This is a genomic window from Vibrio casei, assembly GCF_002218025.2.
Classification (GTDB): domain Bacteria; phylum Pseudomonadota; class Gammaproteobacteria; order Enterobacterales; family Vibrionaceae; genus Vibrio; species Vibrio casei.
The window spans coordinates 986,778-1,011,655 of sequence record NZ_AP018680.1 but is presented as its reverse complement, the minus strand read 5'-3'; the positions used below and the strand labels follow the sequence as shown (position 1 = coordinate 1,011,655).

Annotated in this window: 15 protein-coding genes, 2 tRNA genes and 7 pseudogenes; 14 read left to right on the top strand and 10 right to left on the bottom strand. The window is 40.1% G+C overall.

The features are described from left to right. Positions 1–200 precede the first annotated feature (200 nt). Complete coding sequence (rnt, locus tag VCASEI_RS04885) at positions 201–857, top strand: ribonuclease T (RefSeq protein WP_086959907.1); 657 nt, start codon at positions 201–203, stop codon at positions 855–857. 60 nt (positions 858–917) lie between these two features. Next, positions 918–2,237 (top strand): Na+/H+ antiporter family protein, encoded by a 1,320-nt coding sequence (locus tag VCASEI_RS04880; RefSeq protein WP_086959906.1) that lies wholly within the window; start codon positions 918–920, stop codon positions 2,235–2,237. A gap of 108 nt (positions 2,238–2,345) precedes the next feature. Here VCASEI_RS04880 and VCASEI_RS04875 read toward each other — a convergent pair whose 3' ends face one another. Both VCASEI_RS04875 and VCASEI_RS04870 read right to left on the bottom strand, forming a co-directional pair. Beyond that, positions 2,346–2,963: a DsbA family protein gene (locus tag VCASEI_RS04875; protein WP_086959905.1), complete on the bottom strand. Its 618-nt coding sequence runs from the start codon at positions 2,961–2,963 to the stop codon at positions 2,346–2,348. 119 nt (positions 2,964–3,082) lie between these two features. Then, complete coding sequence (locus VCASEI_RS04870) at positions 3,083–3,418, bottom strand: Grx4 family monothiol glutaredoxin (RefSeq protein ID WP_086959904.1); 336 nt, start codon at positions 3,416–3,418, stop codon at positions 3,083–3,085. A gap of 344 nt (positions 3,419–3,762) precedes the next feature. Here VCASEI_RS04870 and sodB point away from each other — a divergent pair, with 344 nt between their 5' ends. Next, the gene (gene sodB, locus VCASEI_RS04865) at positions 3,763–4,347 is read left to right on the top strand and encodes a superoxide dismutase [Fe] (RefSeq protein ID WP_086959903.1); all 585 of its coding nucleotides are present in this window, start codon (positions 3,763–3,765) and stop codon (positions 4,345–4,347) included. 364 nt (positions 4,348–4,711) lie between these two features. Next, entirely contained in the window at positions 4,712–5,374 is a 663-nt protein-coding gene (locus VCASEI_RS04860) for an SDR family oxidoreductase (RefSeq protein WP_086959902.1), read from the top strand. A 141-nt stretch (positions 5,375–5,515) separates the two neighbouring features. On the opposite strand, the pseudogene adhE reads toward VCASEI_RS04860, so the two are convergent. Beyond that, positions 5,516–7,996 (bottom strand): annotated as a pseudogene (adhE, locus tag VCASEI_RS04855) (bifunctional acetaldehyde-CoA/alcohol dehydrogenase); the annotation flags it as partial. A gap of 58 nt (positions 7,997–8,054) precedes the next feature. On the opposite strand from adhE, the gene VCASEI_RS04850 reads away from it, so the two are divergent. Further along, a protein-coding gene (locus VCASEI_RS04850; protein WP_110957751.1) for an IS3 family transposase occupies positions 8,055–9,205 on the top strand; the annotation gives its coding sequence in 2 pieces (ribosomal slippage) (positions 8,055–8,298 and positions 8,298–9,205; 1,152 coding nt in all). Between the two features lie 31 nt (positions 9,206–9,236). Here VCASEI_RS04850 and VCASEI_RS04845 read toward each other — a convergent pair. After that, positions 9,237–9,440 (bottom strand): annotated as a pseudogene (locus tag VCASEI_RS04845) (hypothetical protein); the annotation flags it as partial. Positions 9,441–10,148: 708 nt separating this feature from the next. Between VCASEI_RS04845 and VCASEI_RS04840 the strand changes: the two are divergent. Both VCASEI_RS04840 and VCASEI_RS04835 read left to right on the top strand, forming a co-directional pair. After that, a complete protein-coding gene (locus VCASEI_RS04840; protein ID WP_086959900.1) occupies positions 10,149–10,790 on the top strand; it encodes a YchE family NAAT transporter in 642 nt (213 codons plus the stop codon). A gap of 45 nt (positions 10,791–10,835) precedes the next feature. After that, positions 10,836–11,709, top strand: a pseudogene (locus tag VCASEI_RS04835) (ion transporter). A gap of 96 nt (positions 11,710–11,805) precedes the next feature. Here the strand turns inward: VCASEI_RS04835 and asd are convergent. Next, entirely contained in the window at positions 11,806–12,921 is a 1,116-nt protein-coding gene (gene asd, locus VCASEI_RS04830) for an aspartate-semialdehyde dehydrogenase (protein ID WP_086959951.1), read from the bottom strand. Between the two features lie 165 nt (positions 12,922–13,086). Beyond that, positions 13,087–14,088: a nucleoid-associated protein YejK gene (gene yejK / locus VCASEI_RS04825; RefSeq protein ID WP_110957781.1), complete on the bottom strand. Its 1,002-nt coding sequence runs from the start codon at positions 14,086–14,088 to the stop codon at positions 13,087–13,089. Positions 14,089–14,246: 158 nt separating this feature from the next. On the opposite strand from yejK, the gene VCASEI_RS04820 reads away from it, so the two are divergent. The 5 genes from VCASEI_RS04820 to VCASEI_RS04795 all read left to right on the top strand — a co-directional run bounded on the left by VCASEI_RS04820 (position 14,247) and on the right by VCASEI_RS04795 (position 18,616). Continuing rightward, positions 14,247–14,462 carry a YejL family protein gene (locus VCASEI_RS04820; RefSeq protein WP_086959898.1) on the top strand — a complete coding sequence of 72 codons (216 nt, stop codon included), beginning with the start codon at positions 14,247–14,249 and terminating at the stop codon, positions 14,460–14,462. A 41-nt stretch (positions 14,463–14,503) separates the two neighbouring features. Beyond that, positions 14,504–16,324, top strand: coding sequence for a DUF3413 domain-containing protein (locus VCASEI_RS04815; protein ID WP_086959897.1), 1,821 nt, complete (start codon positions 14,504–14,506; stop codon positions 16,322–16,324). Positions 16,325–16,399: 75 nt separating this feature from the next. Next, positions 16,400–16,476: transfer RNA gene (locus VCASEI_RS04810), tRNA-Pro, on the top strand. Between the two features lie 201 nt (positions 16,477–16,677). Further along, positions 16,678–16,768: transfer RNA gene (locus VCASEI_RS04805), tRNA-Ser, on the top strand. 304 nt (positions 16,769–17,072) lie between these two features. Continuing rightward, positions 17,073–18,616 (top strand): IS3 family transposase gene (locus tag VCASEI_RS04795; RefSeq protein WP_110957763.1). Its coding sequence is split into 2 segments (ribosomal slippage): positions 17,073–17,538 and positions 17,538–18,616, totalling 1,545 coding nucleotides; the frame shifts between segments, so codons are not numbered across the junction. A gap of 30 nt (positions 18,617–18,646) precedes the next feature. On the opposite strand, the pseudogene VCASEI_RS04790 reads toward VCASEI_RS04795, so the two are convergent. From VCASEI_RS04790 to VCASEI_RS04775, 4 genes and pseudogenes are all read right to left on the bottom strand, one after another. Further along, positions 18,647–19,945: pseudogene (locus VCASEI_RS04790) on the bottom strand (MDR family MFS transporter); the annotation flags it as partial. 106 nt (positions 19,946–20,051) lie between these two features. After that, positions 20,052–21,044: a glycosyl transferase family protein gene (locus VCASEI_RS04785; protein WP_086959895.1), complete on the bottom strand. Its 993-nt coding sequence runs from the start codon at positions 21,042–21,044 to the stop codon at positions 20,052–20,054. A gap of 156 nt (positions 21,045–21,200) precedes the next feature. Further along, entirely contained in the window at positions 21,201–21,422 is a 222-nt protein-coding gene (locus VCASEI_RS04780; protein ID WP_086959894.1) for a hypothetical protein, read from the bottom strand. 190 nt (positions 21,423–21,612) lie between these two features. Then, a pseudogene (locus VCASEI_RS04775) lies at positions 21,613–23,256 on the bottom strand (DNA topoisomerase III); the annotation flags it as partial. A gap of 296 nt (positions 23,257–23,552) precedes the next feature. Between VCASEI_RS04775 and VCASEI_RS04770 the strand changes: the two are divergent. Further along, positions 23,553–23,669, top strand: a pseudogene (locus VCASEI_RS04770) (IS3 family transposase); the annotation flags it as partial. Positions 23,670–23,884: 215 nt separating this feature from the next. Beyond that, positions 23,885–24,846 (top strand): annotated as a pseudogene (locus VCASEI_RS04765) (IS3 family transposase); the annotation flags it as partial. Positions 24,847–24,878 lie beyond the last annotated feature (32 nt).

Below are 24,878 nucleotides of genomic sequence, written 5' to 3'. Positions count from 1 at the left end.
CACCCAAAAACTGAGTCGAGTTAACTCGTCTATTTTGTAAGAGCCTTTTTAGGCTCTTTTTGTTATCTGCTCATTATTCGTTAACTTCCAACTTAGCAGCTTATAAAAAGCACAATACCCATGGCTTTATCAAGATTAAAGGGTGAAGTTCAATTTCTAATCTGTAATAATGCGTCCATAATTCACGGATCATAAACCCAATGACTGACAAAAATGATGCTTTGACACTAAAAAGTCGATTTCGAGGCTATTTTCCCGTAGTTATCGATGTTGAAACTGCAGGATTCAATGCTAAAACTGATGCATTGCTTGAAATTTGTGCGGTTACTTTAGCCATGGATGAGAATGGTGAACTGTACCCTGTCAGTACTATTCAATTTAATGTTGAGCCTTTTGATGGGGCGAACCTTGAAAAAGAAGCGCTCGAATTCACAGGTATTCGTGACCCCTACAGTCCTTTGCGTGGCGCGGTTACCGAAGCTGAAGCGTTAAAAGAAATTTTCAAGCTCGTCCGTAAAGAACAAAAAGCGAACGATTGTAGCCGAGCTATCATGGTTGCTCATAACGCAAACTTTGATTTAAGTTTTGTTATAGCAGCGGCTGAACGTAGTAAGTTAAAACGAATTCCTTTTCACCCTTTTGCCACATTCGATACAGCAGCATTGAGTGGCCTAGCCTACGGTCAAACTGTACTCGCGAAAGCTTGCCGCGCCGCCGGTTTTGAATTTGACAATCAAGCCGCGCATTCTGCTTTATATGATACCCAGATTACCGCCAAACTCTTTTGCAACATCGTTAACAAATGGAAAGCTCTTGGTGGTTGGCCATTGGTAGACACAACCGAAGAAGAACAATAATACCAACTCAGATTGGTAACACATTTATATACAACATTAATTTATACAAAGAGAATTACAATGAATCCTGTCGTTATCTCAGTTTGCTTAATGCTCGCGCTATCGGTTTTCCGAGTCAATGTCGTGATAGCTCTAACCTTGAGTGCCATTACCGGGGGCTTGATCGCCAACATGTCACTTGATCAAACCATCTCAGCCTTTCAATCCGGTTTAGGTGACGGTGCAGAAATCGCTTTAAGTTATGCTCTATTGGGCGCTTTTGCGGTTGCATTATCTCAAACGGGTATTACTGATATTTTGTCTAATGCGGTGATTAAACGCGTTCATGGTAAAAAAAATGAAAAAGCGTCAAGTATGGTGAAATACGCCATCTTCGGCGCGCTATTCATCATGGCAATTTTCTCTCAAAACGTTATCCCTGTTCATATTGCCTTCATTCCAATTATTGTTCCGCCACTCCTATCGGCTTTCAATAAAATGAACATCGACCGTCGTATGGTTGCGTGTATCTTAACTTTTGGCTTAGTTACCCCATACATGACAATGCCAATCGGTTTTGGTGGCATCTTCTTAAATGACATCTTATTACCAGCGCTACAAAACAATGGATTGACAAGTGCGACTGCCGCTCAAATCCCTGCAGCGATGGTTATTCCAGCTTGTGGAATGATATTTGGTTTATTGGTGAGTGTTTTCATTAGTTACCGTAAGCCGCGTACTTATACTGAAAAACATAACGAAGCCACAGAAGTTAAACAAAAAGGCATTGATAAAAAAGCGGTGATTGTCGCAATCGTCAGTATCATTGCTACTTTATCAGCCCAACTATATTCCGGTTCAATGATTGTAGGCGCATTAGTCGGTTTCATTATTTTATCATTCGGTAAGCCATTCCAAACTAGCCAAGATAGCTTCACTCGTGGCGTTCAAATGATGGCGATGATTGGCTTCATTATGATTTCTGCCAATGGTTTTGCAAGTGTCATGAAAGCAACCGGTGGTGTAGAAACGTTAGTGACTTTCTTACAAACTAGCATGAGTGGTCACCAAGCTTTAGCCGCTCTAATGATGCTAATCGTTGGTCTATTGATCACAATGGGTATTGGTTCGTCTTTCTCAACGATTCCAATCATCGCAACCATCTATGTGCCTCTTGCGATATCTTTTGGCTTCTCGCCAGCGGCTACCATTGCACTTGTTGGTACTGCGGCCGCGTTAGGTGATGCAGGTTCTCCAGCATCCGATTCAACTCTAGGGCCAACCTCTGGTTTGAATGCCGATGGTCAACACGACCATATAAAAGATTCCGTTATTCCAACATTCTTACACTATAACTTGCCATTAATTGCATTCGGTTGGATTGCCGCAATGGTTCTATAGATGACAAGTCCAAGTACTTAAAACAAAAACCGCGCTCAATATAAGCGCGGTTTTTATTTAAGGTAAACCAATAATAATTTAGACGAAGGAAACCTGTTTTAAGCCCCATCAAACCTTTTGTAAATAATGTTCAATATCTTTCAATGTTTTTTCAGCGGAAGTATAGGACACTTCAATCGAGTAAAACTTATCATTAATACTCAAGATTAAACTCGGAAACGATCTAACCCTTAACTGTTGGCAAAATGACAATTGTCGAGCAAACTCATTTTCTACACCATCACTTTGTAAATCCCTTTCATATTGCTCCATATTTAAACCTAATTCTTTCGCGAGAAAAACATGTGTCTTTATTAGGTGAGGCTCCATCGCCCTTAAATAGTAAGCGTGTTGAATGGCATCTATAATCGCCTCTCCTTGCCCTTGTAACTCAGCAGCAATCACTGCGCGACAAGCAGGATAGGTCGTTCTCACTGGCTGGCAGAGTTGCCAAAAATCATAATTAAACGAAGTCCCTAATTGTGCTTCAATTCTTCGCCAAGTTTGCTCTAGCATGACTTTCATATCAGATGGCATCGGCTCAGCGTTATCAGGTGCTAAGCCCCCCATAAGATATTCAACTTGAATCCCATTAGGTAATTCTGATGTCAACTTTTCCCAGGTAGGTTTATAGCCCCAACACCAACTGCACATCGGATCATGAATATAATAAAGCTTGGTTCTCATTATTTCCCCCTAGCATAACTTTGGTGAGTTAATATGATTTTACCTCAGTGTATAAACAAAAAAGAGCCATAAAGGCCCTTTCAATGTTCAAAATACAACCGCCATATCACAGTCGTTAGTTATTCTTCACTTGCTGGTGCACGCGCTGCTGCTTCTTTCACTAACGTTTGAAGCTCACCTTTTTGAAACATTTCAATAATAATGTCACAGCCACCAACTAATTCACCTTCAACCCATAGTTGTGGAAAAGTTGGCCACTGCGCATAAATTGGAAGCTCTGCGCGGATGTCAGGATTTTGTAGAATATCTACATACGCAAATTTCTCACCACAAGACATCAACGCTTGTGACGCTTGAGAAGAGAAACCACAACTTGGCAGTTTTGGTGAACCCTTCATGTATAGAAGAATGGTATTTTCAGAAATTTGTTGTTTAATTTTGTCGATAGTTTCCATTGCGTCCTCTCTAGACATCACTCTTATTTGTTTCGCTTATTCTACTTGTATCTTACCGATAATAAAAAGGCATTATTTGTAAGGGTATTCTAAACTTAACCTTAATGCTCATATTATGCCAGAAATTGGCATATATCAGTGTATGCTAAGGCTGCACAAAATCTTTTTTAGGCATCAATGCTTTAAATAAAGTAAAAACTTGCTAAACTAACCCTAGTCTTTCAATGGCTCAAGCTGATGCTATGTCACCCTGTGACATCATTAGTTAGTATTATTAAAAATAATTGGAAATCGTTCTACACTAGAACACGCAATTCCCTTTCTAACACATGGAGATTTGAGCAATGGCATTTGAATTACCAGCATTACCTTTTGAAAAAGACGCGCTAGAACCGCACATTTCAGCCGAAACGCTAGATTATCACCACGGTAAACACCACAACACTTACGTAGTTAAGCTAAATGGTTTAATTCCAGGTACTGAGTTTGAAGGAAAATCTCTAGAAGAGATCGTTAAAACTTCAACAGGTGGTATCTTTAACAACGCAGCACAAATCTGGAACCACACGTTCTACTGGCATTGCCTTGCACCAAACGCTGGCGGTGAACCAACAGGTGCCGTAGCAGAAGCAATCAAACAACAATTTGGTTCTTTTGACGAATTCAAAGCGAAATTCACTGATTCAGCAATCAACAACTTCGGTTCTTCTTGGACTTGGCTTGTTAAAAAAACTGACGGTACACTTGAGATAGTAAATACATCAAATGCAGCGACGCCTTTAACTGATGAAGGTATCACTCCTCTGCTAACAGTTGATCTTTGGGAACACGCTTACTACATCGATTACCGTAATGTACGCCCAGACTACATGAATGGCTTCTGGGCTTTAGTTAACTGGTCTTTCGTTGAAGAGAACCTAATCAAGTAATTAACATTTTCATATGTTAAAAACTTAATACTTTAAGAAAGTCAGCAGGCAAGAACCGCTGACTTTTTATTATTTATCCCCAAACGCCCAATTAGTAATACCACTTCAAAATTTCAAAAAAAGACCCACAGCACACTATTAAAAATATATTCACAGACATTCAATTACTAACCTCTGAATTATTAATAAGTTGCATTGTTTCATTTCATATACATGATGTTATTCACAGGTTTTTTACAGCTTTTACTACCATGATTACTATCTATAGTTTTACGTGTTAGGAATGTGAGTACTTAACTTCCATTGAGTCAGGACTGAAACTGTAGTCGTGCTTTTTATAAATTTGAAACCAATGGGGTGTTTTATGAACATACAAAATTCAGTTGTTGTCATTACGTCAGCAGGCTCTCATTTAGGTCAAAATTTAGCTCAGCACTTTCTGTCTCTTAATGCTTATGTCATTTTAGTCGATAATAATGAAATAACTTTGAATCGCACAATTCACCAGTGCCAACAATATTCATCTAAAGTATTTCAATATTTACTCGATGACCATAGTTTTGAAAGTGTACAACCTTTGTTCTCTTCTATTAATCATCACTTTGACAAAGGGATTGATGTCCTAATTAACCTATACCCTAGCCTACCGTCACCATCTTTAATGGGTGATAGCAACCTAGAGCAATACAGCGGTCAAGTTTCTAATATCGCCACAACCATGCTCTGCTTTAGTAAGCTTGCGGCCAAACAAATGCTTAATAATGAAAAGAAAGGAGTCATTGTCAACCTATCTGGTCAAGAACAAATCGACCCACACCATTCTTCTTCACTCATTTCTGAATTTACTCAGAGTTGGGCAAAAGAATTAATGCCATTTAATATTCGAGTAGGTGGCATTTTGCCAAGCACTTTCAGACATAACAGCCAGCCTAATAACTGGGCGCATAATCATGATGAGTTAATCCGAAATGCTGAATATATTGTCGAAAATGATTATTTTAATGGTCGCGTTTTAGATTGTTATTAAGCTAAGCTGTATCCATACCTTAATTTAGGATCGGCAGTGAATATAAAAAAAGCCCCATGATGGGGCTTTTTCTTCATAACAATATTTTATAACAAAGTGACTATAAACGATTCCTCATTCATAGCACTTAACCTCTATAGCTTATTTTTTCTTAGCAGCTTTCTTCGGTGCTGGCTGCTCAGTTTTCTTAATAACCGTTGTGCCTTCAAACGTTTCACCTTCAATGTACGCCTTGCCATAATATGCTGCTAGTAATACATCTTTGAGCTCAGTGATTAACGGATAACGAGGGTTAGCACCTGTACATTGATCATCAAACGCGTCTACTGCTAGTTCGTCTAATTTTGCTAAGAAATCGGCCTCTGGTACACCGGCCTCTTGAATTGACATTGGAATATCAAGTTCTTTCTTAACATCATCCAACCAAGTTAATAAACGCTCAATTTTTTGCGCTGTACGGTCACCAGCCTGGGTTAAACCTAAGTGGTCAGCGATTTCAGCATAACGACTGCGTGATTTAGGGCGATCGTATTGAGAAAATGCCGCTTGCTTAGTTGGGTTATCGTTCGCATTGAAGCGAATAACATTAGAAATCATCAGTGCGTTTGCAAGACCGTGAGGAATGTGGAACTCAGCACCAATTTTGTGTGCAATAGAATGACATACGCCAAGGAATGCGTTTGCAAACGACATACCTGCAATCGTTGCAGCACTATGCACTTTTTCTCGAGCAATGGGGTCATTAGCGCCATTTTTGTAGCTTGATGGTAAATACTCTTTAAGCATCTTAAGTGCTTGAAGTGCATGCCCATCAGAGAACTCATTCGCAAGAACAGAAACATACGCCTCTAATGCGTGGGTAATTGCATCGTAACCACCAAAAGCAGTTAATGACTTAGGCATATTCATCACTAAATTAGCATCAACAATTGCCATGTCCGGTGTAAGTTCATAATCTGCCAACGGGTATTTTGCACCTGTTTTATCATCAGTAACAACCGCAAATGGCGTCACTTCAGAACCCGTACCAGACGTCGTTGTGATACAAACTAGACTTGCTTTTTCACCCATTTTAGGGAATTTGTAGATACGCTTACGAATATCCATAAAGCGCATTGCAAGCTCTTGGAAATCAGTTTCTGGGTGCTCGTACATCACCCACATGATTTTCGCTGCATCCATTGGTGAACCACCACCTAATGCCAAGATAACATCAGGTTGGAAACTATTCATTGCCGCTGCACCTTTTTCTACAACAGAAAGCGTTGGATCCGCCTCTACATCATAGAAAGTATACACTTCAATGCCTTGTGCTTTTAGAAGATTGACAACCTCATCAGCGTAACCGTTATTAAATAAGAAACGGTCTGTAACTAAAAATGCACGTTTTTTATCAGCCAAATCAGTCAACGCGATTGGAAGGCTACCACGACGGAAATAAATAGATTCTGGAAGTTTATGCCATAACATATTCTCTGCTCGCTTAGCTACCGTTTTCTTATTAATAAGGTGCTTAGGACCGACGTTTTCTGAGATCGAGTTACCACCCCAAGATCCACAGCCTAACGTCAATGACGGTGCAATATTGAAATTATACAAATCACCAATACCACCATGAGTAGTTGGAATATTAATCAAAATACGAGCCGTCTTCATCTTATCGCCAAAATAGCGAATACGGTCAGAATTAGTATCTTGATTTGTATAAAGACCAGATGTGTGACCAATGCCACCAATTTCAACCATAGTAATCGCTTGTTCTACTGCGTTTTCAAAAGAAGATGCACGGAACATACCTAATGTAGGAGACAGTTTTTCATGAGCGAATTCATCATCATGACTAACTACGCCACCTTCACCAATCAAAATTTTTGTATTAGCAGGAACTGTTACACCAGCCATTTCTGCAATTTTCGTTGCTGGTTGCCCTACGATATCCGCATTCAAATTACCATTAATTAATAATATCTTACGAACTTTATCTGCTTCAGTTTTAGACAAAACATAACCACAGTGAGCAGCAAAACGCTCTTTCACTTCGTCGTAAACTTCGTCCATAACAATAATTGCTTGTTCAGAGGCACACACTACACCGTTATCGAATGTTTTTGACATAAGCACAGAAGCAACCGCACGTTTAACGTCAGCCGTTTCATCGATAACAACGGGAACATTACCAGCACCAACACCGATTGCTGGTTTACCTGAAGAGTATGCTGCCTTCACCATACCTGGACCACCAGTAGCAAGAATAAGGTTTATACCTTCATGCTTCATTAATGCATTTGATAATTCAACAGATGGCTGGTCAATCCAGCCAATAATATCTTTCGGTGCACCAGCTGCAACCGCTGCATCTAACACGATTTTAGCAGCATCGTTAGTTGAATTTTTTGCGCGTGGATGTGGTGAGAAAATAATGGCATTTCGTGTTTTCAAAGAAATAAGAGATTTGAAAATCGCGGTTGACGTCGGGTTAGTTGTTGGAACGATGCCACAGATAATGCCAACAGGCTCAGCAATAGTCATAGTACCGTATTCATCGTTAACTTCTAGAACACCACAGGTTTTTTCGTCTTTATATTTATTGTAAATAAATTCTGAAGCAAAGTGGTTTTTGATCCGCACCAGCAGTTTTGGACACCGAGTTAAGTGAGTACAATCACTAACGAGGTGAACCATGACAAGCAAGAAAAAACGTATTATCCATTCCCCTGAATTTAAAGCAGAAGCCCTGAAGCTAGCAGAGAAAGTGGGAGTAGCTGCGGCAGCGAGACAACTGTCGTTACACGAATCCCAGATCTATGGTTGGCGTAAGTCAGCTAAGAGCGACACCAGCACCAGTCAGCGGGAAAAAGATCTAGCCGCTGAAGTTGCCAAACTCAAACGACAATTGGCTGAGCAAGCTGAAGAGCTAGATATAGTAAAAAAGGCCGCCACCTACTTCGCGAAAAACCTAAAGTAGATTGCTACGAATTTATGCTCGAACACCTGCTGTGCTTCAGAGTTGCCCGCATGGCTAAGGTGTTCGGTGTTTCACGAAGTGGGTTTTATTACTGGATTAAGCATCGCCACAAGGCCATCCAGCGCGAGGTAACTCGGCAAGAGCTTGATACGAAGGTCAAAGAGGCTTTTGATAATAGCAAAGGTCGTGATGGCTCAAGGCGCATCCAGAAAGAGCTGGCTGAGAACGGTGATAGCCGTAATGTTAAAACCATTGCCGCCAGTATGAAGCGGCAGGATTTAACGCCGAAAGCGGCACGTAAGTTTAAGTGTACGACGGACAGCAAACATAAAATGCCAGTTGCTCCGAACCTGCTGGCTCAGGATTTTAAGGCAGAGGCTCCGAATCAAAAGTGGGCGGGAGACATCACCTATGTTGCGACAAGCGAAGGCTGGCTGTATTTGGCGGTAATCATTGACCTTTATTCCAGGCAAGTAGTCGGTTGGTCTATGGATACCAGAATGACGGCAACTCTGGTTTGCGATGCGTTATCAATGGCCTTGTTCCGTCGAGGGTTCCCTGAGCAGGTTATCGTTCATAGTGACCGAGGTAGTCAGTACTGCTCAAAAGATTATCGAGACATCATAACTGCTTATAATCTAAAGCAAAGTATGAGTAGGAAAGGAAACTGCTGGGATAATGCTTGTGTTGAGAGCTTCTTCCATTCATTGAAAGTTGAAGCGATCCAGTATGAGCCGATCATGACGCGAGACGAGATGCGCCAAACGATCTTTGAATACATAGAGGTTGATTATAATCGGACAAGAAGGCACAGTGCTCTTGGGTATCTAAGCCCAGTTAACTTTGAAAATCAAAATGTCGCTTAATGAAGTGTCCAGTCTGGCTGGAGCAGATCATTTTGATAACTTTATCTTCAATGATACCCATACCAGATTCCGCTACCGCTTGTTGCGCGAGAGGAATACGAGCTTGGTTAGCGGCAAGAGATGCTGCACGGAAAATTTTATCTACTTGTTCTTGAGAGTAAGTGGCAAACTCCTTTTGTGCCGCTTGAACGCGCGCGACTAGCGCATCAAGTTCAGCTAAATTAGTTACAGGCATAGTGAATCTCCTAAAATTAAAAATTAAAACTATTTAGTAAAACTGCTGAGCTTTCGGAACGACTTGCTATCAAATATTTAAGCCACTTAAACTGTCTTAGTAAATTGCTTTCCAAACTGAGTATAATCCTTCAAATATTAAAAATATTGACCTAGATCAGTTCTCACATGCTAATTACCTCTAAAGCGGTAATGACAATAAATGACAAAATCAACCATTTGATTTTTAATGATTTAAATAATTTTACTCTATGAAATATATTTACTTATCATTAGAAAATCCGATCAACAACACAAAAAAATGTAAATAAATTTCCGTAATAAAAAACCAAATATGATTCATGTTTTTCGTGCTACATGCAGTATAAGCACAACTTATAACCAAGTACTACTTTAGAGGCATTTTTATATTGTCAATAAATTTAAACAGTTATCATAAAAACTTAGTTATACTTACAAACTAAGCATGTTCATAGAGCTCACCACTATCAATCCATTATTCAATATCAGATAGCCCTCGAAATTCTGTTCAATTTGCCTTACATTACGCCATCTTCTACTGTTATACCTAAGTCACTTTAAGGATGCTGTAACTCTATTTTAAGCAGTGGCTAAAATCACTTTAGTATATAAACATAAGAAGAATTCACTTTTATGAACTTGTTTTAGCCTCTGCAACCTTTTCATTATTAACTGTTGAGATTTAATTATGGCTTCAATTGAACTTGCCATTTACCTTCAATTCTTTCTTGGGCTAGTCGCAGCAGTGAACCCTATAGGTATCATGCCCATATTTGTTTCACTGACAGGGCATATGTCACTTGAAGATAAGCATAAAACGGCAACCACAGCCAATATCGCCGTTGGGATTATTTTGGTAGTTTCTTTATTATGCGGGCAATTCTTATTAGATATGTTCAGTATATCTCTTGATTCTTTCCGGATCGCGGGAGGCTTACTCTTAATGAGCATCGCTTTTTCTATGATGAGTGGTAAATTGGGGGAAGATAAACAGAATAAGCAAGAACAGACAGAATATATCAGTCGAGAACAAATAGGGGTCGTGCCATTAGCTATGCCTTTAATGGCTGGTCCTGGTGCAATAAGCTCAACCATAGTTTATGGGGCTCGTTATCCAAGTTTATTTGAAATACTCGGCATAATAGCCACGATCATTGTATTTTGCTTCTGTTCTTGGCTATTGTTTCGGTCAGCACCACTGATTGTCCGCTTTTTGGGACAAACTGGAATCAACGTCATTACGCGTATTATGGGGTTAATATTAGCAGCATTAGGGGTTCAATTTATCGCTAATGGCATTGGTAGCCTTTTCCCCGGTTTAATGTCATAAAATTAAACCAGTAATCATGGAAAGAATAAAGGACCACTCAAACCAATGAGTAAAGAGAGTAAAGACACACTAAAGCATCAACTCTATGTCATTATATTTGGCACACACACCTGCCGGCCGTCGGTTTGATATTATACTGATTGTTGCCATAATTAGCTCTTTAGTCGTTCTTATTCTTGATTCGGTACCTGCATTCGCAAGCGAATGGCAAAAAGAATTCAATGTTTTAGAATATATTTTCACAGCTCTATTCACAATTGAATATTTATTAAGGCTATATTGTTCTCCTAAACCAAGCGCCTATGCTAAGAGCTTCTACGGTGTTATTGATTTATTAGCTATTTTACCCACTTATTTAGCTTTCTTTTTCCCCGCAGCAAGCTTCATTGGTATTATTCGATTACTGCGTGTGATGCGTATCTTCCGTATTTTGAAACTAGTTCGCTTCTTACAAGATTCAAATTTATTGGTACGCACGCTTGCCATGTCACAAAGAAAGATACTCATTTTCTTTAGTGCCGTTGCTATTCTTGTCACTATTTTTGGTGCATTAATGTACGTGATTGAAGGACCTGAGAATGGCTTCACCAGTATTCCCCGAGGGATCTATTGGGCAATTATAACCATCACAACGGTTGGTTATGGCGATGTCGTACCACAGACACCATTGGGACAAGCGGTTGCAGCATTAACCATGCTACTTGGTTACTCAATCTTAGCGGTACCAACGGGAATTATCACCGCTGAATTAAATCAAGAAATGAAAGCTCACCGAAGCCTAGTGCTTTGCCCTAACTGTACAAAAAGCGGCCATGAAACGGATGCCTTATTCTGCAAACATTGTGGTGGTGAGCTGGCTGATCCTGATCAACGGGTTGTTCCCGTGAAGCATCCCTCCCCTGAAGAAGAAATACGCTGATGAGCATTTTTGCCTGTACAACCATATTGATACAGGCAAAAAAATACCGGCAATTTCGCCGGTATGTTCAATAGTCAGATCAAATAATCCGCAATATTATTTTTCCGCTAAAATAATGCGTAAAGTACGACGCAATGGCTCGGCTGCACCCCATAATAGTTGATCACCAACAGTAAAGGCATTCAGGAACGTATCGCCCATTTCCATCTTACGCAGGCGGCCAACAGGCACTGAAAGCGTACCCGTCACTTTTGCTGGTGAAAGCTCCTGAGCAGTAATATCACGCTCATTTGGAATGACTTTTACCCAATCATTGTGAGTGGCGATAATATCTTCGATTTCATCCATTGGTACATTTTGTTTCAGCTTGATAGTTAATGCTTGTGAATGGCAACGCATTGCACCAATACGCACACAAGTACCATCAATAGGAACGATACCTTCACCTTGTAAACCAAGGATCTTGTTCGTTTCTACCGTCGCTTTCCACTCTTCTTTACTTTGACCATTTTCACGTTTCACATCAATCCATGGAATTAAGGAGCCCGCTAGAGGAGAGCCAAACTCACTGGTAGGAAAAGCACTCGAGCGAATCGCTTCCGCTACTTTACGGTCAATATCTAGAATTGAACTAGCTGGATCTGCCATTTCAGTGCTTACGGATTGATTGATCACACCCATTTGAGCAATTAACTCACGCATATTCTTAGCACCAGCGCCAGACGCAGCTTGATAAGTCATCGCGCTCATCCACTCAATCATGCCCTTTTCATACAAACCGCCAAGGCCCATAAGCATTAAACTAACGGTACAGTTTCCGCCAACAAAAGTATTAGTACCAGCATGAAGGCCATGTTGAATTTGCTTTAAGTTCACCGGATCCAAAGTAATGATTGCATCATCTTTCATACGAAGTGTTGACGCTGCATCAATCCAATAGCCTTTCCAACCCGCTTGACGCAATGCTGGGTAGACTTTTTCAGTATAAAAGCCTCCCTGACAAGTTATAATTGCATCTAGCTGTTTTAAGCTTTCAATATCAAAAGCATCTTGCAACATACCCGCATCTTTACCTAAGAAAGGTGCAGGAATACCAACTTGTGATGTGGTATAGAACACTGGTTCGATGAGATCAAAATCCTTTTCTTCCACCATGCGTTGCATTAATACAGAACCTACCATGCCACGCCAACCAACTAAACCTACTCTCATCATTTCTCATCCTCTCCATGATATTTTTATAACTTTTAAAACGCCGTATAACTGGTTATACGGCAAATATTTTCTTCTATAGAATAATCATACTATCTCATTGCTTACGTCAATCTTCAAACCCGATTTCCTGCAAACGGATTTAAATTTTTAAAGCGATACGTCCTATGAATGACGGATTAATTGATCTTTCAAATTGGGTGGAATACCTTTGATGGTCAACGTATCCGTTTCTGGATCGTAAAAAACTCTCTCTCCTAATAGCATGCTATCAAAGTTAATTGATAGCCCGCCGCCCGCACCGACGTACTTCGCCAACTTACGAATTGTCGAACGATCAACGGGAAAACTCTCTTCTAAATCATAACCTTGCTTTTGAGTAAACTCTTGAAAATTGTCATGATGCCCAGATCCACTTAGCTCTCCAGACAATTCTTTAATTGTTACTTCATCACCACTTTTTAACTGATCGTTACAATAATCATGGACTTGCTTACGGTATGTGACGGTTTCTTCTTTATTCAATTGAGCATCAATACAATAATCATCGACAGCTTGCATCAAAACCTGATTTTGTTTTTTCGTATCTAAACCAACCTCTGCTTGAAGGAAATCTAAAAAGAAATCTGCGACCTTCCGGCCTACTCGTCCTTTTATATACGTTAAATAACGGTTTGAATCAGGATCCGTTTCATAACGGGAGAGATCGATACGAACCGCAATATCCATCTTATTGATATCAAGATAATCAGTTCCCGTAATATCTAAAGCTTCATCGACTTTTAAACTCTGGTTTGAAGGTAATAACGCAATAAAAAGGTAATCAGTCGCAAGTGATTGGTATTCCGCAAGAATAAGCACTCCCTCTTCTGCAAACGGGTATTTTGATAATTCCGTTTTAAGACGCTCAGCCGATTGTTGGGAGAAATCATAAAATTTAAGCTCCCCTTTGCGCAATTGCTTCATCCAAGATTGAAATTCACTTTCTTCTTTGTACGTTCCGAAGCCTTTACCAGCCTTTGCATTAAAAGTGCGATGTAACTCAGCAACCAATTGCTCACTTACCCCTTCACTAGGTAATGCTGATTCTCGTAGATTCACCACCAATTCTTCTTGGTCATTTTTTGTCAATTTATGCAATATAACGTTGGAAATATTTAAGCTCATGATAAATTAGTTTCAGTTGATGTTTCAGTTGTGAGGTAGACTAGGTTATCATAAGCCGCTTTATATCCCCAAATCACTTAAATATTCTTACTTTATTGTCTATTTTTAAGTGATAGAAGACACCATTAACCGAATCTAGGAACTAAATTAGAGCCGTTATGCCTATTAATTCAAAATACAGTGACCAAAAAATCGAAAAAATCTTGGCAGAAATTGCTGCCGTATTGAAAAAGCATGAAGCAAATCCAGATTTGAGCTTAATGATTGCTGGTAATATAGTCACTAACATACTGAACTCTAATGTACCAAAATCTCAACGTAAACTCATTGCAGATAAATTTTCTCAAGCTCTTTTATCATCGATTGATGATTAAATGCATTCTTAAAACTAAATTGAGTTAGAACGATAAAATAAATGGTAGATAGCGATAATTCATATGGAGAGCGAGTCTCTCGATTAGTAAGCTGGGGACATTGGTTCGCCTTCTTCAATATCATCCTTGCAATGTTGATTGGTACGAGTTTTATTGCCCAATCACCATGGCCAGAAACCTTTTTGGGGCAAGCTTACCTGATCATTTCGTGGATCGGGCATTTTAGCTTTTTAGTCTTTGCTCTCTATATATTAATTCTCTTTCCCCTGACTTTTATTATTCCATCTCGGAAGCTATTACGTTTAATTAGTGTTTGTTTTGCCACAATTTGCTTAACATTACTATTACTCGACAGCCAAGCTTATCAGAAGCTGCATTTACACCTTAACCCAGTCGTCTGGGAACTCTTACTGAGTAAAGAAAAAACATCATTTAATGCAGAATGGCAATACCTGTTTGCCGCTGTACCTGTGATTTTTTTATTACAGCTCGCGATTTCAGAATGGATTTGGAAAAAACAACGTAAATTGTCACGTAAACAAGTGGGTAAGCCAGCCACTATTATCTTCTTCTTATGTTTCATCAGTAGCCATCTGATTTATATCTGGGCAGATGCTTTTTTCTATAACCCAATCACCAATCAGCGTGCTAATTTTCCGTTGTCCTATCCGATGACGGCGAAGTCGTTTATGGAAAAACATGGTCTATTAGATAAAGAAGAATACCTAGAGCGATTAGAAAAAAATGGCAATGCTAATGAAGTTGTTAACTATCCGCTTGAACCCGTTCAATTTGAAGGTCGTGGGAAAAGATACAATGTTCTAATGATCATGGTAGATAATCTGCGCAGTGATATGCTGACTAGTGAAATCATGCCCGCTACCTACCAATTTGCTAAAAATAACCAAAACTTCATTAATCACTATAGTGCCAGTAATAATACCTATGGTGTATTTGGATTGTTTTATGGTTTGCCAAGCAGCTACGCCTCCAGTATTAAAGCTCAAAATACTGCCCCACTGTTTATCAATACAATGCACGACCGCAACTATCAAATGGCAGCATTCAGTAATGATAACTTTGATAATGCCGAATTTTATGACGAAATTTTTCAACCTTTAGATATTTCACCAGCACAGAATAAAGATAAAAACACATCTGATGCTCAAACAGTAAATGAATGGAGTGCATGGTTTTCTGTAATATCAAGTAAACCTTGGTTCAGCTATATTGAATTATCTCAAGTCGAGAATTTTGAAGATAGCCCTACCATTCTGCCAAAATTTCAGACTAAATCGAGCGATCCAACAGACAAACTAAAAGCTCGTTATCAATCAGCAGCATACGAAGCAGATCAAAGCATTCAGAAGATCATATCTGAAGTTGATGAAAAAAGTGGACTAAGCAACACCATCATCATTATTACGTCTAATCATGGTACCGAATTTAATGAAACTCAGAATAACTCTTGGGGTTCAAACAGTAATTTCAGTCGATACCAACTTCAGGTTCCAATGGTGATTCATTGGCCAGGTAAAATACCTGAACTATTTCAACATAAAACAAGTCATTTAGATTTATCCGCAACCTTGATGAAAGATTTGTTTGAATCAACATCAAACCCGTATGATTTAGGCAGTGGTAAGAATCTATTTAATACGACATCTAGACCTTGGATTTTAGCTGGTGATAGTAATAATATCGCCCTAATTACAGACAAAACAACCACCGTCGTGGATCAGTTTGGTAACTATAAAGTTTATGATGAAGACTATAAACGCAGCAAGCGAACCAAACCCAAGCTATCGATCGTATTGCAAGGTTTGTCTGAATTAAAACGTTTCTACCATCAAGGTGATTGATTTATCACCACTTAAACTTATTTGTGATGATGATGCTTGACGAGTTTTATTGAAATCCCTACATTAGTGACTTATCGGTATGTAGCGCAGCTTGGTAGCGCACTGTCATGGGGTGTCAGGGGTCGGAGGTTCAAATCCTCTCATACCGACCATTTTTATTAAGTCGTAACCGTAATAAGTTATGGCTTTTTCTTTAAGTATTAGTTGAGTACTTAAAAGCATAGCTTGGTAGTTGATTTACCATTCCTCAGTTACTTTAAAAATTAATCTTTACCGTTTGCTCAAAAAGCAAGCAAACAATGAATATTAAGGGTTTACAAAAAGTTAAGCCCTCTATATTATTTACACGACTTGGAGGGATGGCAGAGTGGTCGAATGCACCGGTCTTGAAAACCGGCAACCGTTAATAGCGGTTCTAGGGTTCAAATCCCTATCCCTCCACCACATTAAAAAACCCGCTAAATTTAGCGGGTTTTTGCTTTTCTAAACACACCTAATTTGCATTCCTAGTCATAATCATCCAAATGGATACGTGGTGCTCTTAGTGCATTAAGTACAGTAATAAAAGCTAATCCACCAGCCACTAAAAAACCCATTTGAAACGCTTGGATAATCGGCACCTTAGGGCTCATTAATAAATCGGCAATCGTACTGTCATTCGAGAAATTCGGTATAAGTGAATACCCTCTCTGTCAGACTAGTTGTCGCGCTTAATATTCAACCATTAAACAGAGGGCGTGGAGTAACAATGAAACATTATTCAGCGCAAAGCAAAGAGTCGGCTCTTCAGAAGATGATGCCTCCAAATAATATAGCAATAGCCCAATTATCAATCGAGATGGGGATTGGTGAATCAACCTTGTATAATTGGCGAAAACAAGCAATTGATAAGGGGCATTTAGTGCCAGGTGATGGAAAGAATGCTGAGCAGTGGTCATCAGCAAATAAATTCTCAGTCGTGTTGGAAACAGCCTCTTTAAATCAAGCTGAGTTAGCGGAATATTGCCGAGGCAAAGGTCTTTATGTGGAACAAGTATCGGCTTGGCGAAATGCGTGTATAGATGCAAACGCTAACGTTAAAGAGCAAGAAAAAGCCTTCTCCACCGAAACAAAGAAAGATAAAAAACAGATCAATCAATTAGAAAAGGAGCTACGTCGAAAAGATAAGGCACTCGCTGAAACCGCAGCACTATTGGTGTTAAGAAAAAAAGCAAATGCGATCTGGGGGGAAGCCGAGGACGAATGATCCTCGACTCAGCTCGCATTCAAGCAGTTAAACTAGTTAATGAAGCTGTGAGTTCTGGTGCGCCAAAGTTTAAAGCTTGCCGTGAACTTGGGATCAGTGTCCGGACGTATCAACGTTGGACTGTTGACGGGAACATAAAAACAGATGGTAGACCAATATCTCAGCGCCCTGAGCCAAAAAATAAGCTATCAAAAGCAGAGAGAGATAACATATTAGCCATCGTTAATAGCGATGATTTTAAGAGCTTACCACCAAGCCAAATCGTCCCTACATTAGCAGATGAGGGTATTTATCTTGCTTCTGAATCAACATATTATCGTGTTCTTCATGAAGAAAAACAGCAAAACGCTCGCGGACGTAGTCAGATAAAAGAGAGAAAAGTACCGACGACACACTGTGCTACAGGGCCAAACCAAGTGTGGTGTTGGGATATTACTTGGTTACCAGGCCCCGCTAAAGGGCTGCATTTTTATTTATATTTGATACTCGATATATTTAGTCGAAAGATTGTTGGATGGGAAATTCATGATGACGAATCAGCAGAAAATGCATCAATATTAATTAAGAAAGCTCATTTAAAAGAAGGAGTTAAAGATAATCCTCTGGTACTGCATTCGGATAATGGAAGCCCAATGAAAGGCTCATCAATGCTTGAAACACTTTATAGTTTAGGTGTCGTGTCGTCTTTTAATCGTCCTAGGGTGAGCAATGATAATGCTTATGCTGAGTCGATATTTAAAACGTGTAAATATCGCCCTGACTATCCGTATAAAGGGTTTTCAACAATTGATGAGGCGCGTAGTTGGGTGTTGAAATTTAGCCACTGGTATAATTTTAACCACAAACATAGTGGCATCAAATACGTCAGCCCACATCAAAGGCATTCAGGATTAGCGGGTGACATATTGGCTAATAGAAAAGAAGTTTATCAAGGTGCTAAAGATGCTCACCCTGAGCGCTGGAGCGGTAATATCCGTAATTGGGATTTACCAAAAGAAGTGTACTTAAACCCTGAACAAAATAGTGTCAAGGCTGAGAGTGCATAACGTAGTGATCGCGACAACTAGTTTGACAAACACCGAATACGTTAAAGCACCAAATAATGCGGTCCCGACTGAAGCTCCTAATGAACGGCATAAACTTGCCATTGCTGTCACTCTCCCTAAATTGGCTTTTCCACCGACGGTTTGAATTAATATTTGAGTTGAAGGCATCACTGAACCAAGACCTAAGCCACATACCAAACCGAGTATCCCCGTTAAATACCTTGATGGCTCAAGCAAGCCTAATAGCACAAACCCACAAGTTGCAATACTCATACCTATTACTGGCATCCATTTAGGCACACCTGTACGAGCGATCGTTTTACCTGTTGTATATGCCCCAGTAATAATACCTGCTGTCAAAGGCAATAATAATAAGCCCGACATGGCGGCATTCGTGCCTAATCCTAACTGCAAATAAATCGGTAAGAAAAAAACCAAAGAAAACATACAAGCTGCGAACAAAAAAGATGAAATGAGTGGTATATGAATCTCTTTACGCGCAAGCAAAGTTAAAGGGAGAAAAGAATCTTGAGCTCGAGACTGCTGAAAAATAAACACTATTGATAATATGAATATTGCACCAAGCAACTGATAGCTGGTTATCGATTTCCAATAAAATTCATGCCCTCCAGAAGATAACCAATAAATAATGATCGTGGTCGTTAGCGGAAATAATAATAGCCCCCACCAATCTATTGTTCTAGATTTCGAGAGGATTTCGGATTGCTTCAACTGACAGAGCCGATACACCGCAAAAGCTGCAATGGGTAAATTCGCCCAAAAAAGCCAATGCCATGATAAATAGCTGACAATCACCCCACCAACAACAGGACCTGAAACACTCGCCAATGCAAACATTGAGGAAAAATATCCTTGAAAGCGCGCTCTTTGCCTTGGGGGAACCAACTCACCAATTAACGCTTGAGATAAACTCATCAGCCCACCGCCGCCAATCCCCTGAATCACTCGTCCAGTAATTAACATTGTCATAGAACTGGATAATGCCGCCACGACCGAACCTACCGAAAATATAAACAAAGCGGCGATCAAAATATTTCTACGACCATATCGGTCACCAAGCCATCCATGTATTGGTACAGAGGCTGCACCGGCCAGTAAATACCCAATAGCAATCCATGACGCGATTTGAATACCACCTAAATCTTGAGCGATAGCAGGGGTTGCTGCAGCAAGTAAGGTCTGATCAATAGCCGCCAGAAACATAGGAACAATCACCATGGTGAAAATACCGAGAAAATCCTTTCTACTTACTTTCTTAGAAGAAAACCGCTCCGTACTATTGAAATCATTACTGGTTAAAGGTGACATATAAACTCTATTGTATTTAGGACAATATAAATGGAGGATAAATAAAAATGCGCTCAGGTATGAGCGCATAAATTATAATAAAATACGAGAAATAACTCGATAAAAGTTACATTGCTTTACATTGAGAATTGCAATAATCTTTCCAATATTTAAGCGCGACTTGATAAGCTTTCGAGTAATCTTTTTCTTGTGCGAATAAGACTGACGCCATACTACTGACTACCGTATTTGCCATTTGAACCAAGACTTCTTGAGCAATCTTACACTGAGTTATTGAAAGTAATGGTAACCCTTCATCCACCATTTCAGGCCAATAAAAAGACTCGACTCCACTTTGGCTACTCAGCCACACAGTTTGACTAACTTTAGGATTATATTCCGACTCGCCGTTTTGCCCTTTATATGAAATCACCGATAAGCTTTTTCTATCAATCGTTTGATCAACTTCGGCATGAAGTTGCTGAAAACCGGGGTGAAAACTTCCACGAACGCCAATCTTCGCAGCTCCTGGATTTAACGCTCGAACAACCGTATTTATTGGCGTTCTTAAACCATAACGGTTTTTCCAGCCAATCATGGTTTGTGCAATAGGAGCAAAGTTGCTCAAAGGAAGATAAGCAATATTCTGGGACTCTAGTAATTGCTGAGCCTCTTGTGAATTTTCAGCGACTGGAATGTTCAGCTTTTCAAGATAATCTTCAATATGCGTTCGGCCACTTGCGGCATCTTTATAGCCATGCAGTAAAACTTTATAGCCATTTAGAGAGAGGATTTTCGCAGCTAGACCATGCCAAGGTTGATCCGTACCATTATCGGCTTTGCGTTTACCGGCATAACATGGCCAATCAATATCTGCACCTAAGCTCGGTACTCGAGATTGAAAAGCTTTCACAAATCCGGCTACTTCTTCATTCGTTTCATTCTGAACACGGATCAGCATTAAGAGCATCGCCATTTGATCATCGCCAACCGAATCATCACCAACTTCCTTACTCGTTAAGTAAGCATCCATAACATCAAAAGCTTGCTGCTCGGATAGCGGCTTTCTGCCTCTTTCGCCGCGTCCAACCGTGCGGATACACTCTAATATAATGCTCATGAGAATCCTTATTATTTTTCCACACTCATCATCGCTCTACTCTAACTGAAAGCTCTCTCAATCTCTGCTTCTTTTATAATAAAAAGCCTACGTATTTCAGTAGGCTCATATACCCCAGTAACTTCATAATATAGCCAAGTAACTTCAAGGCATGTTTTAAGGCTTATTTGTGATGCTCACCCTTAAAAACTCTTGCTCCCAGATCGTTGAATAAGGCGATTGCGATAACAGTTTTTGTTGTTGAAGTTCATCAAGATTATCTAATGAAGCTTGGTGAAATTGCTCTGATAGTGATTGAAAAAACACATGACATTTATGCTTAAGATTAGAATGACTATCTCGATGCGCTTGCTGAACATTTGAGTTTTGACTTGCCATAATACTTCTCCTATTAACATGGACAGCATTGCTTTATCTTCACAACCCTTGCAATGCCTACCACAGAGAAGCAATAAACAAGCCAAAATATAACTCTATGAAATATCATACATTATATGTACATTCCCCTCAGCGAACTGCACCAAAATGATATGTTCGATGCACATCATTCATCAATAAGAGCGATTATTTATATCTTGTTACTTACGTTAGTCCGGCGTTTAGGTTTACTCACACCTCTTTTTTTATACACCTGTTTTTTCACTGCGGGTAAATGGCGTAGCGATTCAGGAACCGGGCTATCTTTGATCTGTTGGATTAAGGTATCAATTTGTGATTGTAAACTTTGCATGAAAGGCGCATAGGGTTGTTGCTTCTCAGCCATCGCTTGCAGTTGGTGCTCCCAATGTGCAGTCATATCCGGATAGGTCGACTCCGATGGTAAGGCATGAATTAATCCTCTTCCTGCTTCACTGCTCAAGATATTTCGTCCTTGTCGCAGCAACAACTGCCGTTTAAATAAGGTATCTAATATTCCAGCCCGAGTTGCCTCGGTACCCAAGCCATCAGTATCTCGTAGAATTTTCTTTAAATTTTTATCTGCCACAAAACGAGCAATACCCGTCATCGCTTGTAATAAAGTGGATTCTGTAAAGTGTCGTGGTGGCTCAGTTTTATGATCTTTGATTTCACCTTCACGGCATATCAATACTTCACCTTGTGATAACGCCGGAACGGGATCGGCTTCATCCTCTTCAACTTGCGTAGCTTTTCCTGCGGGTAATAAGTTTTTCCAACCAGCCGAGACGAGCACTCGCCCTTTTGCAACAAATACCCCCCCCGCAATATCAAACTCTAACTTAGATTCTGCATACACAGCGGCAGGGTAAAATTGCATTAGATATTGTCTTGCGATCAACTGGTAGATTTTCGCTTCATGACCCGATAGAGCATGACTCGACATCTTTTTTGGCGTCGGAATAATGGCATGGTGTGCATCCACTTTACCATCATTCCACGCTTTTGATTTTAGCAAAAGATCGGCCTTGTCTACCGCGCTAGCAAGTTGAACGTCATTATTGGCAATCGCACTTGTCACAACCTTGGCTTGAGTAAAATGTTCTTTGGGTAGATAACGGTTGTCTGAGCGAGGGTAAGTGATTAATTTATGCTTTTCATACAAAGACTGACATACATTCAGCACATCTTGTGCGCTCATTTGAAAACGACGAGCAGCATCAATTTGCAGCGATGAGAGTGAATAAGGTAGCGGCGGAGCTTGCTTGGTTTGTTTTTGCTCAGAATCTTTTACGGTTGCCGGTTGGCCTTCAATTCGCTTCGCCACATTTTCAACGAGCTTGCGATTGAGTACTCGGCCTTCTTCATCTTGCCACGGTTTAATCGCATCGCTCGGTTTCCATTTGGCTCGAATATCAAACGAATCATTGCCGTTTTGATATGGAATCAAGGCATGCAGTGAAAAATAATCTCGAGGAATAAAGTTTTCAATTTCTTCATCTCGACGTACAACCAATCCAAGAATCGGCGTCTGAACTCGCCCTACCGATAATACGCCTTGGTAACCCGCTTTTTGTCCGAGTAACGTATAAGCTCTCGACATATTCATGCCATATAACCAATCAGCACGAGAGCGCGCTAACGCTGATATAGACAGAGGAATAAAATCTTGGTTGGAGCGCATTTGAGTAAGCGCGCGTTTTACCGCAGGCAAATTAAGATCGTTTACGAGAAGGCGTTGAGTCGATTGTTTTTGTGCTTTGGTTGCTTTGAGATAATCAATGACTTCATCAACTAATAATTGTCCTTCTTGATCAATGTTACAAGTTATTTTTTATAAAATGTTTAAACCATTGTTTTATATTAACTATTTTAAATTTCATCTTTTCTCTACTTTTTAAATGTTTATACAATAAAAAGAATGAAAAATAATCAGTAAATAACATTAGATTTCACACTTACAAAGTATGCTTTAACTATTTAGACCACTGTATAGCCAATTAAGATATTTCATCATTTTCAATTAATTCAGGTAGATTCACTGATCTACTGATCCGCACCAAAAGTTTTGGACATTGGATTAAGTGAGTACAATCACTAACGAGGTGAACAATGACAACTAAGCAAACACGAATCAAACATCCTCCTGAATTCACAGCCGAAGCGATTAAGTTAGCAGATAAAATCGGTTTCGCTGCTGCCGCACGACAGCTATTGTTATATGGATCTTAAATCTATGGATACTAGTTGTAACTAACTTTTGGACAGAAACGTTTTATAGAGTTTACTAAATTAGCACTTAACGGATTATGTGAGGTATAGCAAAGCCTCTAATCGACAGGCAAAAATTAATCACCCACGACACTTGGTTAATTTCGGATATGATCCGCACCAGCAGTTTTGGACACCGAGTTAAGTGAGTACAATCACTAACGAGGTGAACCATGACAAGCAAGAAAAAACGTATTATCCATTCCCCTGAATTTAAAGCAGAAGCCCTGAAGCTAGCAGAGAAAGTGGGAGTAGCTGCGGCAGCGAGACAACTGTCGTTACACGAATCCCAGATCTATGGTTGGCGTAAGTCAGCTAAGAGCGACACCAGCACCAGTCAGCGGGAAAAAGATCTAGCCGCTGAAGTTGCCAAACTCAAACGACAATTGGCTGAGCAAGCTGAAGAGCTAGATATAGTAAAAAAGGCCGCCACCTACTTCGCGAAAAACCTAAAGTAGATTGCTACGAATTTATGCTCGAACACCTGCTTTGCTTCAGAGTTGCCCGCATGGCTAAGGTGTTCGGTGTTTCACGAAGTGGGTTTTATTACTGGATTAAGCATCGCCACAAGGCCATCCAGCGCGAGGTAACTCGCCAAGAGCTTGATACGAAGGTCAAAGAGGCTTTTGATAATAGCAAAGGTCGTGATGGCTCAAGGCGCATCCAGAAAGAGCTGGCTGAGAACGGTGATAGCCGTAATGTTAAAACCATTGCCGCCAGTATGAAGCGGCAGGATTTAACGCCGAAAGCGGCACGTAAGTTTAAGTGTACGACGGACAGCAAACATAAAATGCCAGTTGCTCCGAACCTGCTGGCTCAGGATTTTAAGGCAGAGGCTCCGAATCAAAAGTGGGCGGGAGACATCACCTATGTTGCGACAAGCGAAGGCTGGCTGTATTTGGCGGTAATCATTGACCTTTATTCCAGGCAAGTAGTCGGTTGGTCTATGGATACCAGAATGACGGCAACTCTGGTTTGCGATGCGTTATCAATGGCCTTGTTCCGTCGAGGGTTCCCTGAGCAGGTTATCGTTCATAGTGACCGAGGTAGTCAGTACTGCTCAAAAGATTATCGAGACATCATAACTGCTTATAATCTAAAGCAAAGTATGAGTAGGAAACCCTCTCTGTCAGACTAGTTGTCGCGCTTAATATTCAACCATTAAAC

Excerpts from the sequence above, each read along its gene's own strand:
- rnt (WP_086959907.1), top strand. The coding sequence starts at position 201 with ATGACTGACAAAAATGATGCTTTGACACTAAAAAGTCGATTTCGAGGC.
- VCASEI_RS04880 (WP_086959906.1), top strand. The coding sequence starts at position 918 with ATGAATCCTGTCGTTATCTCAGTTTGCTTAATGCTCGCGCTATCGGTT.
- VCASEI_RS04875 (WP_086959905.1), bottom strand. The coding sequence starts at position 2,963 with ATGAGAACCAAGCTTTATTATATTCATGATCCGATGTGCAGTTGGTGT.
- VCASEI_RS04870 (WP_086959904.1), bottom strand. The coding sequence starts at position 3,418 with ATGGAAACTATCGACAAAATTAAACAACAAATTTCTGAAAATACCATT.
- sodB (WP_086959903.1), top strand. The coding sequence starts at position 3,763 with ATGGCATTTGAATTACCAGCATTACCTTTTGAAAAAGACGCGCTAGAA.
- VCASEI_RS04860 (WP_086959902.1), top strand. The coding sequence starts at position 4,712 with ATGAACATACAAAATTCAGTTGTTGTCATTACGTCAGCAGGCTCTCAT.
- VCASEI_RS04840 (WP_086959900.1), top strand. The coding sequence starts at position 10,149 with ATGGCTTCAATTGAACTTGCCATTTACCTTCAATTCTTTCTTGGGCTA.
- asd (WP_086959951.1), bottom strand. The coding sequence starts at position 12,921 with ATGAGAGTAGGTTTAGTTGGTTGGCGTGGCATGGTAGGTTCTGTATTA.
- yejK (WP_110957781.1), bottom strand. The coding sequence starts at position 14,088 with ATGAGCTTAAATATTTCCAACGTTATATTGCATAAATTGACAAAAAAT.
- VCASEI_RS04820 (WP_086959898.1), top strand. The coding sequence starts at position 14,247 with ATGCCTATTAATTCAAAATACAGTGACCAAAAAATCGAAAAAATCTTG.
- VCASEI_RS04815 (WP_086959897.1), top strand. The coding sequence starts at position 14,504 with ATGGTAGATAGCGATAATTCATATGGAGAGCGAGTCTCTCGATTAGTA.
- VCASEI_RS04785 (WP_086959895.1), bottom strand. The coding sequence starts at position 21,044 with ATGAGCATTATATTAGAGTGTATCCGCACGGTTGGACGCGGCGAAAGA.
- VCASEI_RS04780 (WP_086959894.1), bottom strand. The coding sequence starts at position 21,422 with ATGGCAAGTCAAAACTCAAATGTTCAGCAAGCGCATCGAGATAGTCAT.